The sequence below is a fragment of the Pseudomonas sp. LB3P81 genome, assembly GCF_054897965.1.
On sequence record NZ_JBUBVG010000001.1, the window covers coordinates 3268471 to 3283703 of the forward strand.

General features: G+C 52.0%; 17 protein-coding genes and 1 pseudogene. 7 read left to right on the forward strand and 11 right to left on the reverse strand.

Annotated features, from left to right (window positions below):
• Position 1: 1 nt before the first annotated feature.
• Together ACYZTL_RS15005 and ACYZTL_RS15010 are read right to left on the reverse strand one after the other, a co-directional pair.
• Positions 2-421 carry a PA0061/PA0062 family lipoprotein gene (locus ACYZTL_RS15005; RefSeq protein ID WP_461954314.1) on the reverse strand — a complete coding sequence of 140 codons (420 nt, stop codon included), beginning with the start codon at positions 419-421 and terminating at the stop codon, positions 2-4.
• A gap of 41 nt (positions 422-462) precedes the next feature.
• Positions 463-885, reverse strand: coding sequence for a PA0061/PA0062 family lipoprotein (locus ACYZTL_RS15010; protein ID WP_461952445.1), 423 nt, complete (start codon positions 883-885; stop codon positions 463-465).
• 60 nt (positions 886-945) lie between these two features.
• On the opposite strand from ACYZTL_RS15010, the gene ACYZTL_RS15015 reads away from it, so the two are divergent.
• Positions 946-2022 (forward strand): aminopeptidase, encoded by a 1077-nt coding sequence (locus tag ACYZTL_RS15015; protein WP_461952446.1) that lies wholly within the window; start codon positions 946-948, stop codon positions 2020-2022.
• 117 nt (positions 2023-2139) lie between these two features.
• Here the strand turns inward: ACYZTL_RS15015 and ACYZTL_RS15020 are convergent, their stop codons facing one another.
• Together ACYZTL_RS15020 and ACYZTL_RS15025 are read right to left on the reverse strand one after the other, a co-directional pair.
• Complete coding sequence (locus tag ACYZTL_RS15020) at positions 2140-2790, reverse strand: HAD family hydrolase (protein WP_461952447.1); 651 nt, start codon at positions 2788-2790, stop codon at positions 2140-2142.
• Positions 2791-2834: 44 nt separating this feature from the next.
• Entirely contained in the window at positions 2835-3380 is a 546-nt protein-coding gene (locus tag ACYZTL_RS15025; protein WP_461952448.1) for a gamma carbonic anhydrase family protein, read from the reverse strand.
• A gap of 62 nt (positions 3381-3442) precedes the next feature.
• On the opposite strand from ACYZTL_RS15025, the gene prlC reads away from it, so the two are divergent.
• Positions 3443-5521 carry an oligopeptidase A gene (gene prlC / locus ACYZTL_RS15030; RefSeq protein ID WP_461952449.1) on the forward strand — a complete coding sequence of 693 codons (2079 nt, stop codon included), beginning with the start codon at positions 3443-3445 and terminating at the stop codon, positions 5519-5521.
• On the forward strand, positions 5518-5805 hold the full coding sequence (locus tag ACYZTL_RS15035; protein ID WP_461952450.1) for a YheV family putative zinc ribbon protein: 288 nt from the start codon (positions 5518-5520) through the stop codon (positions 5803-5805). Before prlC ends, ACYZTL_RS15035 begins: the two co-directional genes overlap by 4 nt.
• Positions 5806-5850: 45 nt before the next feature.
• Here the strand turns inward: ACYZTL_RS15035 and ACYZTL_RS15040 are convergent, their stop codons facing one another.
• A complete protein-coding gene (locus ACYZTL_RS15040) occupies positions 5851-6492 on the reverse strand; it encodes a phosphatase domain-containing protein (RefSeq protein ID WP_461952451.1) in 642 nt (213 codons plus the stop codon).
• Between the two features lie 192 nt (positions 6493-6684).
• On the reverse strand, positions 6685-6987 hold the full coding sequence (locus ACYZTL_RS15045) for a hypothetical protein (protein ID WP_461952452.1): 303 nt from the start codon (positions 6985-6987) through the stop codon (positions 6685-6687).
• A 231-nt stretch (positions 6988-7218) separates the two neighbouring features.
• Between ACYZTL_RS15045 and ACYZTL_RS15050 the strand changes: the two are divergent.
• Positions 7219-7467, forward strand: a pseudogene (locus ACYZTL_RS15050) (PA0069 family radical SAM protein); the annotation flags it as partial.
• 185 nt (positions 7468-7652) lie between these two features.
• The gene (locus ACYZTL_RS15055; RefSeq protein ID WP_461952453.1) at positions 7653-7937 is read left to right on the forward strand and encodes a DUF2513 domain-containing protein; all 285 of its coding nucleotides are present in this window, start codon (positions 7653-7655) and stop codon (positions 7935-7937) included.
• Positions 7938-8265: 328 nt separating this feature from the next.
• Here ACYZTL_RS15055 and ACYZTL_RS15060 read toward each other — a convergent pair whose 3' ends face one another.
• From ACYZTL_RS15060 to ACYZTL_RS15070, 3 genes are all read right to left on the reverse strand, one after another.
• Positions 8266-8973, reverse strand: a complete 708-nt coding sequence (locus ACYZTL_RS15060; RefSeq protein WP_461952454.1) for a recombinase family protein — start codon at positions 8971-8973, stop codon at positions 8266-8268.
• 76 nt (positions 8974-9049) lie between these two features.
• The gene (locus ACYZTL_RS15065) at positions 9050-9295 is read right to left on the reverse strand and encodes a hypothetical protein (protein WP_461952455.1); all 246 of its coding nucleotides are present in this window, start codon (positions 9293-9295) and stop codon (positions 9050-9052) included.
• A gap of 72 nt (positions 9296-9367) precedes the next feature.
• Positions 9368-9586, reverse strand: a complete 219-nt coding sequence (locus tag ACYZTL_RS15070; protein ID WP_461952456.1) for a helix-turn-helix domain-containing protein — start codon at positions 9584-9586, stop codon at positions 9368-9370.
• Positions 9587-9689: 103 nt separating this feature from the next.
• Here ACYZTL_RS15070 and ACYZTL_RS15075 point away from each other — a divergent pair, with 103 nt between their 5' ends.
• Positions 9690-9893: a hypothetical protein gene (locus ACYZTL_RS15075; protein WP_097139791.1), complete on the forward strand. Its 204-nt coding sequence runs from the start codon at positions 9690-9692 to the stop codon at positions 9891-9893.
• Positions 9894-9915: 22 nt separating this feature from the next.
• On the forward strand, positions 9916-10875 hold the full coding sequence (locus ACYZTL_RS15080) for a hypothetical protein (RefSeq protein ID WP_461952457.1): 960 nt from the start codon (positions 9916-9918) through the stop codon (positions 10873-10875).
• Between the two features lie 764 nt (positions 10876-11639).
• Here ACYZTL_RS15080 and ACYZTL_RS15085 read toward each other — a convergent pair.
• Both ACYZTL_RS15085 and ACYZTL_RS15090 read right to left on the reverse strand, forming a co-directional pair.
• Complete coding sequence (locus tag ACYZTL_RS15085) at positions 11640-12161, reverse strand: hypothetical protein (protein WP_461952458.1); 522 nt, start codon at positions 12159-12161, stop codon at positions 11640-11642.
• Positions 12162-12483: 322 nt separating this feature from the next.
• A complete protein-coding gene (locus tag ACYZTL_RS15090; RefSeq protein ID WP_461952459.1) occupies positions 12484-13743 on the reverse strand; it encodes a primase-helicase family protein in 1260 nt (419 codons plus the stop codon).
• Positions 13744-15233: the final 1490 nt, after the last annotated feature.

The following is a 15233-nucleotide window of genomic DNA, read 5'->3' on the forward strand; positions in this document are numbered from 1 at the left end:
CTCAGATGATGCAATTGTATTCCCGATCTTCGGCAACGATCTCCCGCTTGGCGTTATACAGCCGGGCGCTGGGGATGAACGCCAGGGAGCGGGCTTCCAGCAAGTAGCGCTGGCCCGCTTCGAAATGGTCGAACCGGATGGTCAGGTAGCACAATCGCTCCATCGGGCCACTCATCATGCTACCGCCGCCGCCAAACACCTCAAAGTCGAAACGCACCCTCAACTCATGGCTGCCGGGTGTGACCTGGAAGAAACGCCCGTCGCGCAAGCGCTGGTTGTCCAGGCGTTCGGCCATCAGCAGTTTGCCACCGGGGCTGGGCGTCGAGAATTCGACCCAGGCCATCTGTGGATTGACCGCCGGTAACGGGCTCTGGCAACCGGCGAAGACGCCTGCCGCGAGCAATAGCAACAACCTGCGCATGATGAATGTCCCGAGGATTGGGTCATTCAGCATAACGCCGATCAAGAGCGTTGGCAGCCTGCCGGTGTGCCCCGGCCTATCACTTTGCGCTGTTGATCATAGAGCTTGGCCCACGGCCGAAAACCGATATTCCCTGCTTGCAGCTGATATTTCTCACCCGCGTTGAAGCTGTTGAATTTCACATTCAGTTGGCAATCGCGCCACAGCGGCTCGGCGTCGGGCCCGATGTTGCTCGGCTCGACCGGGAACTGATAACGCACCGTCAACTCATGGCTGCCGGGCGGAACCTCGAAATAGCGTTTGTCGGTGGAGGCCTTGTCATCGACTTCCAGCGCTTGCAGCGCGGTGTCTTCCTGCTGCGAATCGAGATCGATCCACGCTTGAGACGGGTCGTGGTGGGGTAATCCGAATCCTGCACAGCCTGTCAGCATCAACAGGCCTCCCGTCAGCATCATCTTGCGCATAGCGGAGCTCCAGTCAGGCGGGATAGTCTTGCGGGCAGACTCTCCAGGGATGATTTTATTTTGATCAGGCCGCTTCCAAGCCTTGGGTTACTTGATCGCGTTTTGCGCGTTTTGTTTCCGGGTGTGTTGTTTTTGTTGCTCAATGGTTGCGCCAGCGTCAGCTATTACGGCCAGTTGGCCAGTGGTCAGCTGCAATTGCTGCGGGCTCGGGAACCGGTTTCCGACGTGATTGCCGATCCTGCTCGCGATCAGAAGCTGCGTGCGCATCTGGCCCGGTCGCAGAAGGCACGAACGTTCGCCAGCCAGCAGCTGCATCTGCCGGATAACCAGAGCTACCGTCTGTACGCTGACATTGGCCGACCGTTCGTAGTCTGGAACGTGTTCGCCACGCCGGAATTTTCCCTGACGCCGCAAAACCATTGTTTCCCCGTCGCCGGTTGCGTGGCCTATCGCGGCTATTACAGCCAGAGCGCGGCCCGTGGCGAAGCAGCATTGCTGCGATTGCAAGGTATGGACGTGTCGATCGGCGGTGTCGAGGCTTATTCGACGCTCGGCTGGTTCAACGATCCGATCATCAGTTCGATGATGGGTTGGGGAGATGAGCGGTTGGCCACCTTGATCTTCCATGAGCTGGCGCACCAGCGCTTTTATGTGAAGGACGACACCGAGTTCAACGAGTCTTTTGCCACGTTCGTGGAGCAGGAAGGCACTCGGCAGTGGCGTGCGCATCGCGGGTTGGCGCCGGACAATGGCGCTCAGGCGCAGTGGCGGGATCAGTTTATTCAGTTGGTTCTGGACACCCGTACGCGGCTTGAACGGCTTTACGTTCAGCCGCTACCAACCGGGCAGATGAGGCAACGCAAAGCCGCTGAGTTCGAGCGGCTACGAGTTGAATACCGACAGTTACGCGACAGCCAATGGGCTGGAGACAAACGCTATGACGCGTGGATCAACGCGCCGATGAACAATGCCCGGTTGCTGCCTTTTGGTTTGTACGACCAGTGGGTGCCGGCGTTTGCGGCGTTGTTCAAACAGGTGGGCGGGGATTGGGTGAAGTTTTATTCGGCGGTGGAGAATCTTGGTGCGTTGCCGGTAAGTGAGCGAAAAACAGCGCTTAAAGCTCTGGCTGATATGTAATCCTGTGGCGAGGGAGCTTGCTCCCGTTCGGCGGCGAAGCCGTCGCCGTGCGGTGCCTACAGATTTTGGGCCGCTCCGCGCCCCAGCGGGAGCAAGCTCCCTCGCCACAATTTAGTGTCAGCGCTGCAAAAACGCCTGATGCATCTCATCCAGCGTTTCAAAGTGATACGTCGGCGCTTCCGCGCTCAGCTCTTCCCGGCTGCCAAAACCATAACCCACCGCCGCCGCATCCAGTCCGTTACTGCGCGCGCCGATCAGGTCGTGTTTGCGGTCGCCAATCATCAGGGTGTTGGCCGGGTCGAGGCCTTCTTCGGCCATCAAGTGGGCAATCAATTCGACCTTGTTGGTCCGTGTGTCATCCAGTTCGCTGCCGTAAATGACATTGAAGTGTTTGGCGAAGTCGAAGTGCCGGGCGATTTCCCGGGCGAATATCCACGGCTTGGAGGTCGCGATGTACAGCTGACGCCCTTGCCCGCCGAGGGTTTCCAGCAGCGGCGTAACGCCATCGAACACGCGGTTTTCATACAGGCCTGTGACCTTGAAGCGCTCGCGATAGAAGTTCACCGCCTCCCAGGCTTTGGGCTCGTCGAAGTCGTAGAACTGCATGAACGCCTGCAACAACGGCGGGCCGATGAAGTGTTCGAGCTTGGTCAGGTCGGGCTCTTCGATACCGAGTTTGCTCAGGGCGAACTGGATCGAGCGGGTGATGCCCTCGCGCGGGTCGGTCAGGGTGCCATCGAGGTCGAACAAAACAGTTTGGTAATGCATGAAAATTCCTGAGCAAGTGCAAGACGCTTTCCGTTACTGAAGGCTTAGAGCCGGTCGTAGCCTTCAGCCAGATGCAGATCCTTGAGCTTCACGTAATTCGCCGCACTGTAGGTGAAAAAGGCTTGTTCCTTGTCAGTCAGCGGGCGGATCTGTTTCACCGGGCTGCCGACATACAGAAAGCCGCTTTCCAGGCGTTTGCCCGGCGGCACCAGGCTGCCGGCGCCGATGATCACATCGTCCTCGACCACCGCGCCATCCATGACGATGCTGCCCATGCCAATCAGCACCCGGCTGCCCACGCTGCACCCATGAAGCATGACTTTATGCGCGATGGTCACATCGTCGCCGATCAGTAACGGAAAGCCATCGGGGTTGAACGGCCCGGCATGGGTGATGTGCAGCACACAACCATCCTGAACGCTGGTTCGCACGCCAATACGGATGCGGTGCATGTCGCCGCGGATCACCGTCAGCGGCCAGACGGAGCTGTCATCGCCGATTTCGACGTCGCCGATCACCACCGCCGAGCTGTCGACAAAAGCGCCTTTGCCCAGCAGTGGCGTGTGGTTCTGATACTTGCGAAGGGTCACGATAGGGTTTCTCTCTGTTGCCGATAGCTGCGGTGAGCGTCGATTGTAATTAAGATGGCCGCATGTTTCTTCCAGCCAAGGTGCCAACCGTGAGCGTGAACAACCCTCTTCTGCAGTCCTACGACCTGCCGCCGTTCTCGGCGATCCGTGCCGAACACGTGCAACCGGCCATTGAACAGATCCTGGCTGACAACCGCGCCGCGATTATCGAGATTCTCAAAACCCAGGGCAAACAACCGACCTGGGCCGGCCTGGTGCTGGCGATGGACGAACTCAATGATCGTCTGGGCGCTGCCTGGAGCCCGGTCAGCCACCTGAATGCCGTGTGCAACAGCGCCGAATTGCGTGAAGCCTACGAGTCCTGCTTGCCTGCCTTGAGCGCCTACTCCACCGAACTGGGTCAGAACCGCGAATTGTTCGAGGCCTTCGAAGCCCTGTCCAATAGCCCGGAAGCTGCCGGTTTCGATGTGGCGCAGAAAACTATCCTGGAACACTCCCTGCGTGACTTCCGTCTGTCGGGTATCGACCTGCCTGAAGCCGAGCAAAAGCGTTACGCCGAAGTGCAAAGCAAATTGTCGGAGCTGGGCAGCCGCTTTTCCAACCAATTGCTCGACGCGACTCAGGCGTGGACCAAGCACGTTACCGACGAAGCCGCCCTCGCCGGCCTGACCGATTCGGCCAGAGCGCAAATGGCCGCCGCCGCGCAGGCCAAGGGCCTGGAAGGCTTCCTGATCACCCTGGAATTCCCGAGCTACTACGCGGTGATGACCTACGCCCACGACCGTGCCCTGCGCGAAGAAGTCTACGCCGCCTACTGCACCCGCGCGTCGGACCAAGGTCCGAATGCCGGCCAGAACGATAACGGCCCGGTGATGGAAGACATCCTCGATCTGCGTCAGGAGCTGGCCAAGCTGCTCGGCTTCGGCAGTTTCTCGGAGCTGAGCCTGGCCACCAAAATGGCTGAATCCAGCGATCAGGTACTGAGTTTCCTGCGCGATCTGGCCAAGCGCAGCAAGCCGTTCGCCGCCCAGGATCTGGAACAGCTCAAGGCCTACGCCGCCGAACAAGGCTGCCCGGACCTGCAAAGCTGGGACAGCGGTTTCTACGGTGAAAAACTCCGCGAACAACGTTACAGCGTTGCCCAGGAAGCCCTGCGCGCCTACTTCCCGATCGATAAAGTGTTGAGCGGTCTGTTCGCCATCGTTCAACGTCTGTACGGCATCGAGATCGCCGAACAAAAGGGTTTCGACACCTGGCACCCGGACGTTCGCCTGTTCGAGATCAGGGAAAACGGCCAGCATGTCGGCCGCTTCTTTTTCGACCTTTACGCCCGCGCCAACAAGCGCGGCGGTGCCTGGATGGACGGCGCCCGCGACCGGCGCCGCACCGCTGAAGGCTCGCTGCAAAACCCGGTGGCCAACCTAGTGTGCAACTTCACCCCGGCCGACAGCGGCAAACCAGCGCTGCTGACTCACGACGAAGTGACCACCCTGTTCCACGAATTCGGTCACGGCCTGCATCACCTGCTGACCCGCGTCGAACATGCTGGCGTATCCGGCATCAACGGCGTGGCCTGGGATGCGGTCGAGCTGCCAAGTCAGTTCATGGAAAACTGGTGCTGGGAGCCGGAAGGTCTGGCGCTGATCTCCGGTCATTACGAAACCGGTGAGCCACTGCCCCAGGATCTGCTGGAAAAAATGCTCGCGGCGAAGAACTTCCAGTCCGGCCTGATGATGGTTCGTCAGCTGGAATTCTCGTTGTTCGACTTCGAACTGCATGCCACCCACGGCGATGGACGCAGCGTGCTGCAATTGCTCGAAGGCGTGCGCGACGAAGTCTCGGTCATGCGCCCGCCGGCTTACAACCGCTTCCCGAACAGCTTCGCGCACATTTTCGCCGGTGGTTACGCCGCGGGTTACTACAGCTACAAATGGGCAGAAGTGCTGTCCGCCGACGCGTTCTCGAAGTTCGAAGAGGACGGCGTGCTCAATGCGGAAACCGGTCGCGCATTCCGCGAAGCGATCCTGGCGCGCGGCGGTTCTCAGGAGCCGATGGTGCTGTTCGTCGACTTCCGTGGCCGTGCCCCGTCGATTGACGCACTCTTGCGCCACAGCGGCCTGAGTGAGGACGCAGCAGCATGAGTGAGAGGCCTGTGAAGACGAAAAAACGCTTCATCGCCGGGGCGGTCTGCCCGGCGTGCAGCGAGCCGGACAAGTTGATGATGTGGAACGAAGACGAAGTCCCGCACCGCGAGTGCGTGGCCTGCGGGTATTCGGACACGTTGAATGAACAAGGCCTGTCCGTACCCAAGGAATTGGGTACGCGGGTCAATACTTCAGCGCTGAAGGTGCCGGACGCCAAGGTTCAGGCCGTGCAGTTTTTCCCGAACCCGAAGCTGAAGAAGAAGCCTGACGAACAGCACTGAGTTCAGTGATCACCTCCCATGGCGCAATGCCGTGGGAGGTAATGTCTACTCGACGTGCGCGGACTTGAACCAGCTTTTCATCGAGCACGCGGCGAACGGGCTCGTGCTGCACTCCCCGTTGGCCAGCGCAGTGCGCAGCTTCTCGGCATCGGCCTGCATCATGTAAAGAACACCGTCCCTGAAGTGGGTGCTGTCACCAAAGCCACCTTGAGTCATCTCGCTCAGGGCGTCTTCCTTGCTCCATCCCTGCACAACCACCCGGTACATGGCGGCCATCAGGCCGGTGCGGTCCGAGCCGTGTTTGCAGTGCATCAACACCGGGCCTTTGGCCTCGGCACTCTGAATGGCACGAAGGGCTGTGAGGACTTGCGCATCATCCACGTGATTGGTGCGGTAGGGCAGTTGAACCTGTTCGATACCGGGCGTGGCCAGCCAGCTTGAATCGGACTCGGGCAGGAAGTTGATCACCGTTGCGACCTTGAGTTTTGCCAGCAGGGGGACGACTCCGCGGTCGGGTAATGCGCTGCGGTAGAGGGTCGGGGACATCTGGAAGAGGTTGTACTGAACCTCGACCGGTTGAGCCCACTGCGCAGGGCGTGGCACGACCGTCTCGTCAGCGTGAGCGAACGTCAGGTTGAACAGTACAACCAACGACAGACACATTGCAGGGATAAGGCGTGGGAACATGCTCGGCGACCGTATTGAGAGGCGGGGGTGACGACGCCAGATTGAGCCCGCAACAGTCAAAGGCCTGTGAGCCGCCTGTCAAAGAATCGTGATGGGGCCAATTTTGATCCGATATTTAGCACCAGAGACAATCCCATTTGTTACTCATAACTAAGCCTGCATGAATTTTCACACAGGCTCAGTGAAACAGGCTTATGGGTTGACGATGCTGGAATAAGCTTTTGCAAGCGCCAACAGTTTTGCCTTGTCGTCACTGTCGATATCACCGTCACCGTCCACATCACTTTTTACTACATTGATGTTGAAGGAACGACCGCCATCAACCGAAGTTGCAGTCATATAGACGGAATCCACCAGGGCCTCGGTCTGCGCTTGGTTTGCGGCATCCCAGCCCATCTCCTTACGGGCAAGCTGCATTGAAACGAGCGTGTTTGGCTCCGAAGGACTTGGCTGCATAAGTTGTAAAAAAATACCGCGACGATTAAAAAACGACATTTATAAATTCCATTTAGTTAGTTAATGCACGAAACTTCGTGCGAGACGAATACTACTTATTAAGTTAGCTTCCAAGCTATTCGCTATATGTTTCCCGGAGTGTCACCAAGTTGCACTTGTCGATCAATTTCACCGCAAGTAAGTTTCCTGCCTGGCCGGGCTGCCGAACGGCACTGGCCCGCTTGCTCGACCTTCTATACTGTATGCACATACAGCTACGAGTATTGATCGATGAGCACTCCCTTGCCACCCCGCGGCCGCGGCACCGCCACCAACCCGCACAACCGCTTCGCCCCGAACCGCTCGGTGGCGGAGGACGATGGTTGGTATCAGGAAGCGCCGATGACCCAGGGCACCGAGGTGCGCATCGAGACCGCGAAAACCATCATCACCCGCAACAACTCGCCGGACCTGCCCTTCGATCGTTCGATCAATCCCTACCGCGGCTGCGAGCACGGCTGGCTGTACTCAACAATTCGCACCGATACAAATCCACTGATGATGTTGGCGCAGCGGGGATTCTCTGGCCCCCTGCGACACGCAGTTGACTGTCTTTGCAGTGCTGATACTCCTTGCGTGAGAAAATATGCGGCGGACCTATCCATCTTGCCTATGCTCGATGCGGCGTATCTCGCGCTCACTATCAACAAGCAGAGGGATTTGTCATGAACCGCGATAAGAAATTTATTAAGCATGTCTTGGAATTGGCGAACATGATGGGACACGCCCCAAACCCTGAAAAAATGACCCTCAGTGAAATCGCCAAAAAGCAAAATTTCAACGCTGAGCAATCGGCGTTACTAGTTCACAACGTGCGAATTTTGGATGACCGTGGCCTTATCGTTGTCGACAAGTCACAAAATCAAGACGCCACGTTCTGGACGTTGGATCGGCTCACGTGGGATGGGCATGATTACTTGGACGGTTTGAGCGAAAAAACTAAGCAATAGGAACCGAACAAACCAACTACTGAAGGGAAGGCTCACCCAGTACCAAAGGACTGTCATCCTGCGGGTTGGCTAATACAGATACTGGGTGAGCAGCCAAATTCTATCACCCGCAATGTTTCATCAAGGAAGATAGAATTCGAGATTCGGTAAATATCAGCGCGGGGGCTGAGTAGCTAAGACCGGGACTTAAATAAGAATAAATCCTATTTAGTAGATGTAGAAATATCGTGACTCGTGAGGGCGCTGAGGTCTACCCCTGACGTCGTCTCGGGGGAGATGCTAGATCGCCTCAGAAGGGTGTAAAAGCCCTTGTAATAGGCCGTTTGACTTAAGGGAAGGTGATGCCGAGTCGTTGAACCAATCGACTCACTGTCATGGGGGTGAACTCAGCGCCACGACTGGTCTTGATCGACTGTTTGTTGAGATAGGCTGCTACCCCAGCGAGAGTTCTGATTCCGTCGAAGCTTGCCGCCTTGATGTGATTCTTAACAGTTTGAGCGTAAACGTCTGCCTTCTCTACCTTGGCTGCTGTTGCTGCCTTTGGTCCAATCTTATGCGCCTCCTTACGACCAGCATCACGCCTTTCAATCTTGGCTTGAGCCGATGCATCTCCATTTACAGCACGTTCCTTCAGCGAGCCTAGAGCGTCTTTGGTACGTTGGCTGATGAACTCACGTTCCTGCTGTGCGAGCGCGGCGTAGATGTGAAGCTGGAAAGCATCTGCGTCTGGCATTGTGGCGACCTTAAAGGACGCACGTTTGATCAGACCGGCAATGTGCTCAACGTCACGAGAGATGCGGTCAAGTTTGGCCACTACGAGGATTGCACCTGTCTCTTTGGCAGCGTTCATTGCCTTGATACATTCAGGGCGATCTGTTGGTGCAATGGTCCCTGAGGCGGTATCTACAAATTCAGCGATGATTTCCCAGCCTTTCGCCTTCGCTGCAAGTGCGATGTAGTCACGCTGAGCTTCCAGACCCAAGCCTGACTCGCCTTGCTTGACTGTACTGACTCGAAGATAGCTGACTACTTTCATGCTGAGATTCCCCATCAATTTACGTTGATGGGGCTATCATATCATTTCGCTGACGTTCGTCAACGTAATGATATGGCTATGGACGAGAGAACCCAATCAACCATTCGAGCTGCTGTTTGCAGTATGTCGATTGCTCTTCATAGGTTTGTAGTCCCAGCAGTTCCGACTCCTGCTGCTCAGTGCATGCGTAGACATTCCACTCGGCGTCTATGCCCTTGAGCGGAATAATTAGAGAAAGGCCCGCCATAGCTTCAGCAATCTGGCGGGGGTGGCCTTGTTCGACCTTTACACCAAGGTCATCTAATACCGCGAATTTACCCATTTAAATCTACCTCCCTTCCTATGGATGGAAGGGCAAGCGTAGACCAGTGACGGCAGTATCGGGAGGGGAGAGTTAAATACCTTTGAGCAACTCAGACAGCTCAATTCCCAGGGCATCAGCGAGAACCTTGATTGCGTCTAAGCTTGGGTTGGCGCCACCGGTTTCTATACGGCTCATGTACGTTCTGGCGAACCCGCAATGATCTGCGAAGGCTTCTTGAGTCATGCCGGTAGCAAGACGAAGCTCACGAATACGATGGCCGAAGCGATGGCGGAGGGAGGAAGAAGGCATTCCCGTATCGTGTGCTGATGTGATCTAATCGTGAACACACTAATCGTGACATTGACTGAATAGATCACCTGCTACTCGGTCACTAGATGAAGGAAAAACAGGGATGAAGGACGGCATCATTAGACTTAACGATTACCTTTGTTATTTTGCCATTGTTGCCGTTGCGTTTGCGGGTTATGCAATCTATGGCGAATGGGGAGCAATCGGTGGATTTATAGCTGGGGCGGTGATGGCTGGGTTCTGGCTTGTTCTTAGCGGGATTTATGACGAGCTGAAGAAAATTACTGCATCGAAGGGATTGCGTTAGTCAAGACACAAGGAATTGATTGATGGACAGTCAAGAGATTGAGCTTCGGCAAGACTCTGCAATGCTGCTTCGCACAGATATGCGTTCGAAGAGGATTAGCCTCAAGGAAGCCAATGCTAAGCATCGTGAAATCACTAGCACCATAGCTACGTTAGGTGAAGAGCTAAAGCATGCGACCAATCGCTTAGATGAGCTCAAATCCGGTAGAGGAAAAAAGCTCGCTTCAGCACCTAACATAGAGGTTTTTGAGTATTGGCTGAGTATTCCCGGTTACCAAGGGAGTATTCAGAAGGCAAAAGCTGAAATGACTTTGCATGGCAGCCTGCAACACGTCAGCAACGTCAGCAGCACCAGCAAGAGCGGGTTAGGTGGCGGCATTGTTGGCGGCTTAGTTTTCGGGCCATTGGGGGCTGCCGCTGGTGTATTGGCGACACGGAAAAACAAGGTTAGCACCCACGTCCAGCAGGTAGACACGCGACAAGTGGAATTGCAAATCGCGGGACCTGGCTATGCTTGGTCCGTCTTGGCTCACTCTGGATATGGGGACAAATTCCGGGAGCTTAGAGATTTGATTAACGCTCGTGGATCATCTCTCAAGATAATTCAAGACTCCCTTATTGAACAAGCTTCTGCCGTAAACCTTTTACAAGAAAAGTTGACCAAACAACAAGCGTATCTTCAAATCGCTGCCAAGGAAGCTGATGAGCGAAGCGTAGCTTATGAAATAACAAAAAAAGAGTTCACAAATACTCGATTACCGCTCTTCACGGATTTGAAATTTCGATGGCAATGTCTATCCGATTTCTGGCAATGGCTGGCAATATTAGGTGGTCCTGTCTTATTGGTAATACTTGCTGGGATAACCACGTATGCTCGCATCGCGGCTCAGCCTTGGCTTAGTCAAGCAATTGCTCTAGCTGTGGCAGATGTTTTGCTTTGGTGCACCTTGTTCATAGTTTATCTGATTTGCTACCGTGTTTAATTATTCACAGTGGGGTGAGGGACGTTTGAGCGTATGTGAGTGCGTATCCGTCTACAAATGCTGGAAAAGCCTCTGCGTCCCACGGTCCACCAATCGCTTCGCCATTAACGAAAACTGCACCGTTGATCCAGCTACGGGACATTGCCGTAAGGCCATAATATAAGCCTACGGCTTCGCTGGGAGTGACTTCAGATTCTATCTGCACTGACCAACGCCCGGATCTGTCTAGATACTGCCATTGCTTTCTAAGCGGTGAGAACGAGTCGATAGAAGGCTTTGTGTTGTTGTCTGGGTTGTCTGCTGAAGCTTGCAAAATGAACCAATAGAAATACGTCATTGGGCTCTCACTTGCAGAAGCTTTACCCGGCTTTCGAGTATTGCCATTCGACTTTCTAACTCGTTTTTGAGCTGATCATGACTAGCCGAAAGGCTGTTGTGCCTCTGCTCTGAATAAATATTCATGTTTGTAATTCTGTCTTGAATCGCAGCTGAATCTGTTTGCAAGGGACGAAGCTGATGGAGAAGGAAGCACATGACCACGAGAGCTATTGCATTAAAAGTCAAAAGGGTTGTGCTCAGACGACATTTTTTTGTATCGGTTAGCATAAAAATCCCTGCTGAAAATGTTTTAGGTTGGCTTGTTGTATTTTAGTTGTATATACAAGGGCGGAGGACTACTGTGCTTGGTCCGGTACTGCTAACAGGCCCGTATAATCAGGCCTGTAACAGATTTGTGCATAAGCTATCTATTTAGATAAGTAAGATTAGCGTTCCTGCTTAGGTTCCATTGCTGAGTTCATTAACTCTTGTGCTTCCAATTGCACTTTGGCTTTCAGCTTCTCAAGTTTCTCTTCGTCCTTTTTACGTTCCTTGTTAAGTTCTGCTTGCAGCAGTTGCTCAGTGAGTATCTCGATTTGTTTCTGCTTCTCCTCCGCAAGCTCACTAAGATAGTTTTCTTCTACTTCTTTTAGGATTGTCTGAAGGTCTTCATCTTGCTCTGGCTTTGTTTTATATACGTGGGCAGAGTGATAGCCTACGCCACTGACAATGTTGCTGTATTGGTGGCGAGCCTGACCGTTGAGTGCTAGCTGCACCAATCCATCTGCGAACAGTTCTAACGTAGTAGCATGGAAAGTAAAGCAGCTATCCAAAACAAATGAAGAGCCGTATTCTGATCGGCGAACATACCCATTGATATAATTGTATTTTGCTTTCTCTTGCCGAGAATCCAACTCTTCTTGTGAGAAATAGGATGGGATGGTTACTTTGGTTTTAGTGGTTGTCATAACTTTTATTACCTCTTTTGGTTTTATTTGGACAATAGCGTCCGTTGATTTGCTCTGGTTAAGAGCGAATACTGTTTTTTAAATTGTCTTTAGAAAGGCGGGAGAAGCATCTTGCGGCTGCGCTATCGCTTAGCCTACGTCAAATCACTACGCTATCGCTTCGTACTTTGACTTACTATAAACTATTATTTAGATAACGCTTAGCGACCCTACATAGCCTACATAAAGCTACAGCCGCCTTTAGATATACGGCATACAGCTATGTAGGGTGTTCATAAATCATACATTCAATCCTACATAACATGCATAGAAGCTACATAGATTAGAACGTCCGAGACCTAACCTTAGCTTTTTTCAACTCTTCTTCTAACTGCTTTGGTGCTGTTTCTTTGGAGAAACCTTGGTCCGCTCCAAAAGGAGTAATATGAAGCACTCCAACGGTAATGCGCTTGCTTACACATCCCAGCTGCTCAAGTACAGCAGCAATCTTCCGGTCTGATATAGGCTGATGACTTTCAATATCAGTTAGCTGCTGTTTAATCAATGCCACATTGACCACTGTTTCAGATTCTATTAGTTTCTCAATCTGCTCAGAAATCTTATCTTCCAAAGACCAGCCTAATCGAGCTTGTTTAGATTCGGTCATGATCGCAGGGTCATAAGGGCTGAAAGTCTTCAGATTTACCGTTTCGAGGTAGTCACGGACCTTCTGAAAGCCGCCGTATTTCAACCAATCCGCGAACATGCCAATGAATTGTTTCGACTCAGCTTGGCTAATCTTGTATTCAATAAACTGAGGAAAGAAAAAGCGGCGATCCGACGATTCAAAGTAGATAGGATCATAATCATTGCTTGCCACAATTAAATTCAGCTTGTTGTCGATGGTAATGGTCGGCAGATGCTTGCGATTTACCATGATTGTTTCGTTGCTCTGATACACCTTCAGCACGTTAGTAGTCCGGCGCTTGTCCACATAACATTCGTCAAGGAGTAGGACTGTCTTACCGATCAACGCGTCTTGGAAGGTGCCTACGATGTCGCTCAAGCCACAAACGTCTGCACTCGGCCCCATGATCCCCCTGAGCAACGTGCCCACTAGGAACGTCTTGCCAATGCCCTGTTTTGACCGAAGCACTGGAGTGGATACTATCTTTTGCTCCGGTTTGATAACGGCATGGGCGATCCACCACAACATATATTCACGTTCAGACTGTATCGGAAACATCCTTTTCATATACTCAAGAAAGGGGGCAACCTCTTCAGCTTGTACACATTGGCCGGAATACTGATGCTTGTGGGGTGTCCAAGTATTCACAAGAGAGCCAGGTAGAAAGCGTGGGCCATTTGGTTGAAAGCCCTCACCATATGCAAAATCTAAGCAACCTAGTAGATACGCCGGATCGACATCGCTACTTCCTCCATTCTTCTTATAGAAATCGCGAAGGATTCCAGCGTACCCCTGATCGGTGTTTGTGATCAGGTCGCGGAATTGTGCAGACTGGCTTTTAGACGGAACAAGAATAAAGCGAGACTTAAGAGCTTCGATTGCTTTTTTATTGATTGCTGGTGCTGCGTTCGTCATTGGTGTTTACCTCATCTGATGGGTTTTTATGGGATGGATTGAAGAGCGATTCGTGTAATTTAGAGATAATAATATTTAGTGTGTGGTTGATTGATGTGTAACCATAGAGATTCATAATCTCAATCAGTTCAGCACTTGAACGCTGATTAAGGTTTGTCCTCATTGTTCAACTCCTTCTAGTGCGGCTTGTAGTAAGTTGTCGAAGTCCTTGATGTCGGCAGGAGTCTTCAGAAGCTTCAAAGCCGCATTGATTTGTAGTCGCACTTTTTTACGTAAGCAGTAAACTTTGACAACGCATAGGTTGCTACAGTATTTGTGGCGTTTGTCGGTAGGGTAAAAGCTTTTGTTACAGACTAAACATTCGTTCATTTCTATTTTCCCTTTCGTTTGCTGTATTGATTTCACGGCGTATAATTATTGTTTGTGTGGTTACAGTTTTGGTTGTTAATCGTCAGGTGTAATGTTTAGTTCCTCCTCTACGTTGATAGGATGCTTGGGGTTTGGGTGTGTGCCTTCACGCAACAGGTTATCAATAACTGCGAATGCTAAGGCTGGCCCTTCACCTGGGTAATACTTATGTCGCCAATAATGCATCTGGTTATGGCATTTCTGAGAACAAAGAATCTTAGAGCTTCGTGTTGTGATCATCTCGGTGTTGCACCATTTACATTGTTTTATTAGTTTCATGGGCGTTAGAAAGCCCTCCGCTATTGTTTGGAATATTCAAGATTAAGGAATCGAATGCACAAAAAACCACAACTCAAGGCGAAATCAAAACCTTAAATTGTGGGTTGGTATTTAAGAGAAAAGACCGAATAGTAAAAAGCTATTTAGTCTTTAATGCCGAGAGAGGTGGGCTCGGACTTTTCGAATTACTCATGCGGCCACCGCTGGTGGAAGACGCCGATTAGAGTAACTCTATTTGGAACTGGGGAAGAGAGGTATGTGAGAGGTAGAGCTAGGGAGAATCTTAGTTGACAGCTCTTAACTACTTATTCTTTCTTATGGAGAGATTTTAGCAAACTTTATATTCAAATTGCAAGTTTTGTGGAATATAATTAAGACTATTTAGTTATATATATGTAACAACTTATTACTTGTTATGGGTCATGCTTGATGCTGCTTGCTTCTTCATAATTTATTTTGATCTAACTATGATTTGATTCAGTCTGTATGTAGTGATTTGATGATAAAATCCACATTTATCTATAGTGTTTACTAATTATCAAAATGGGTTCAGGAAGGAACTTTGGAAAAAGCTACCCTTACCCAGCCGTACAGAATAATCTGCCTAAGACCGAGTAAGAGCGTTATCCGAAAGTCCTCCCTAATCCATACCCGTAAAGCATTAGATGCCATCAAAATTGGGACGAGGTGAGTTGAATCCGAGTATTCAGATTCTTACAGTCTACACGGGTGGGTAGCTGCCTTTGGAGCTAGGACACTGTTAATGCCTAACCTAGTCAGATAGTGTTCACACAGCTTTAGCA

Bases quoted from the DNA above. Each gene is read 5' to 3' on its own strand.
- ACYZTL_RS15005 (WP_461954314.1), bottom strand. From the start codon at position 421: ATGCGCAGGTTGTTGCTATTGCTCGCGGCAGGCGTCTTCGCCGGTTGC.
- ACYZTL_RS15010 (WP_461952445.1), bottom strand. From the start codon at position 885: ATGCGCAAGATGATGCTGACGGGAGGCCTGTTGATGCTGACAGGCTGT.
- ACYZTL_RS15020 (WP_461952447.1), bottom strand. From the start codon at position 2,790: ATGCATTACCAAACTGTTTTGTTCGACCTCGATGGCACCCTGACCGAC.
- prlC (WP_461952449.1), top strand. From the start codon at position 3,443: ATGTTTCTTCCAGCCAAGGTGCCAACCGTGAGCGTGAACAACCCTCTT.
- ACYZTL_RS15035 (WP_461952450.1), top strand. From the start codon at position 5,518: ATGAGTGAGAGGCCTGTGAAGACGAAAAAACGCTTCATCGCCGGGGCG.
- ACYZTL_RS15040 (WP_461952451.1), bottom strand. From the start codon at position 6,492: ATGTTCCCACGCCTTATCCCTGCAATGTGTCTGTCGTTGGTTGTACTG.
- ACYZTL_RS15045 (WP_461952452.1), bottom strand. From the start codon at position 6,987: ATGTCGTTTTTTAATCGTCGCGGTATTTTTTTACAACTTATGCAGCCA.
- ACYZTL_RS15055 (WP_461952453.1), top strand. From the start codon at position 7,653: ATGAACCGCGATAAGAAATTTATTAAGCATGTCTTGGAATTGGCGAAC.
- ACYZTL_RS15060 (WP_461952454.1), bottom strand. From the start codon at position 8,973: ATGAAAGTAGTCAGCTATCTTCGAGTCAGTACAGTCAAGCAAGGCGAG.
- ACYZTL_RS15065 (WP_461952455.1), bottom strand. From the start codon at position 9,295: ATGGGTAAATTCGCGGTATTAGATGACCTTGGTGTAAAGGTCGAACAA.
- ACYZTL_RS15070 (WP_461952456.1), bottom strand. From the start codon at position 9,586: ATGCCTTCTTCCTCCCTCCGCCATCGCTTCGGCCATCGTATTCGTGAG.
- ACYZTL_RS15075 (WP_097139791.1), top strand. From the start codon at position 9,690: ATGAAGGACGGCATCATTAGACTTAACGATTACCTTTGTTATTTTGCC.
- ACYZTL_RS15080 (WP_461952457.1), top strand. From the start codon at position 9,916: ATGGACAGTCAAGAGATTGAGCTTCGGCAAGACTCTGCAATGCTGCTT.
- ACYZTL_RS15085 (WP_461952458.1), bottom strand. From the start codon at position 12,161: ATGACAACCACTAAAACCAAAGTAACCATCCCATCCTATTTCTCACAA.
- ACYZTL_RS15090 (WP_461952459.1), bottom strand. From the start codon at position 13,743: ATGACGAACGCAGCACCAGCAATCAATAAAAAAGCAATCGAAGCTCTT.